1 protein-coding gene is annotated in these 2,436 nt (G+C 34.2%); it reads left to right on the forward strand.

Annotation, left to right across the window (positions count from 1 at the left end):
* Positions 1 to 352 precede the first annotated feature (352 nt).
* A partial coding sequence (locus WCG23_13270; protein ID MEI8390842.1) for a hypothetical protein occupies positions 353 to 2,436 on the forward strand: 2,084 nt, incomplete at its 3' end.

Below are 2,436 nucleotides of genomic sequence, written 5' to 3' on the forward strand. Positions count from 1 at the left end.
ATTAACAGGTTAATTATACCATATTGTAAATTTTTATGTTTTTAGGAGTGCCCATTAGGCAAAAAAAATTCTTTATACTGATTTGCAATCAAAGCATTTCTTTATCACCCACCCCCTACCCCCTCCCTTGAGGGAGGGGGTGAGATACAGAAAGGGCTTCGCCCCTTTAACCCATTCTTTTTTAAGGTTATACTTTGATTGCATTTTGGTATTACATTAATGCGAGAGGGCTGACCTGTTACCCCTCTGAAATAATTATTAATATTTGTAAAGTTTTTTGCAAAAAAAGCAATTTATATTATTGAGGGGTATTTAAAAAGTATAAATTAAAAAACTTATAGGAAAAATATTTATGTCGTTATCAACAATTAATGTTCTGTCAAAAAATTATCAATCTAATTCTCAAATTACACCTGTTAATTTTAAAAAACAGGCTTATTTCGGATCTGAATCTGTATTGAAATCCAAAACAGGCATACAGTCAATTGAAAAAACATTAATTGTTCCATATAGTGATGTTCTGTTGGCAATGCATAAAGCCAAAACAATAAATAGCTTAACTTTTGGTTCAAAAAACAGCGGGTTAGCTTTTGGCAACCAACCATTGGAGGCACGCTCTGAAATTATCCAAAAAAATAAATTATCTATGATAAGCAAACCAAACAATATTGAAGCATTTATACCGGATTTAACTGAATCTGATGAAAAATTAAAATCTGTCGGATTAGAAAAAGAAGCTGACGGATGGCATGTTCATAACAGAGAATGGTTCCCTAATGCTTTGGATGAAAATTCAATAATTATAAATTATGGTACATTAGCTGACGGAAGACCGGATATAGGATTTTGCTCAAAAGAAGAATTCAGCATAATATATGCAGATACAGAAAAATATAACAATGGAAATATTAGTTACGTAGATGCAAATAAATTACAGTTAAATCAAAAAATAAAAGCAACTAAATGTGCTGCCGGTGAATTCTGTATGTTGCCTGAAGGTACTGTGTTGAAAACTAACGAAGGAGAATTAAAAGTAAAAGCCGGAGAAGCTGTTATGGTTAATGAACTAAAAAATAGTGTCTATACACAAAGCTTCGAAGACGGGATTCTCAAAAGATATATTGCTGATCCAATGAATCCTGCCTCAGGAAGAGCATTTGAATTATTAAACAAATTTAATGAAGAAAAATCAAAAATGTCGCCTGAAGAATTATCTTCGGCACATGCAAAATTATGTGACGATTTTAATCAAATTAACAGAGCAGTAAAATTATTTGAAATATATAAAGATTCAGCCACGCAAGTAATGCCAAAAACGTTAGGCGAAGAATTTAAATTTACTGCAAAAGTAGTGAAAACTCTTGATAAAGAAGTATTTCAAAAAATTAATGCAATGGATTTTGAAACCAGATTAATTCAAGCAAAAAAAGTTTTAAATGAAATAAAGGCAGATGAGTCTTTAACACCTGCTCAAAAAGATGTAAAGATTGCTGCCGTTCAAATAAGATTATTACCTAAATCAAACAGCCATCAACATTTAAAAGGTTCTGTTCCTCAAGAAACATTATTAGAAAGAGCAAAGCAACATGGATTTGACGATGAAAAGATTAATGCGATTAAAGCTGCATATACTGAAGGCGAAGAAGGTTTTGCCAACTTAGATAGATTTAATCAAGCCTACGGCACAATAGGCAGTCCTATAAGAACGCCTAAAGATTATCAAGCAGCTGTTAAAGGCATAATAGAAGAAGCAGTAAAACAGGGTCAACTTACAACTGAAATCCGATGTGCCGTTGTCGGGCAAAGAGATGAACTTGGTAATCCGTTAAGTCCTGATGATGCTACAAAAAATATTTTACAGGCTATAAAGAAAACTTGTGATGAAATAAAAGCAAAAGGCGGCGATGCTCCTAAAATGGGATTTACTCTGCTGGGTTATAGGGGCAAAGACTGGAAACCCGAAGAAGTCTTGCAACATGCCCAATTGTCTACAAAATATGCACAAGAATATCCGAATTTAAAGTTCGGCTTTGATCTTGCAGGTCCGGAAGACACAGGATACAGTCCGAAATTTTTCAAGGAGGCTTTTGAGACGATAACAAACCATAATAAGTCGGTAAAAGCAGGAGAAAGCAAAGGGCAAACCGTAGGAATAACTTGTCATGCCGGAGAAACCCCGACTTGTGACGGTAAAGAAGGATATTTAGCCGTAAGGGAATCTTTGGAGATGGGAGCAGACAGAATCGGACACGGTGTTCAGGCAATAAAAGACCCTGTTACAATGGAATTTTTGAAAAAATCAGGTGCAACAGTTGAAATATGCGGCGTATGCAATGTTTCTTCCATACCTGTAAATACTAAAGGGTTACAATTACATCCTATTATAATATGCCGTAGAAATCGGACAGAAAAAAATATAAGTTATCATCCTTTCAT

This window comes from bacterium (assembly GCA_037147175.1).
Lineage (GTDB): Bacteria > Cyanobacteriota > Vampirovibrionia > Gastranaerophilales > UBA9971 > UBA9971.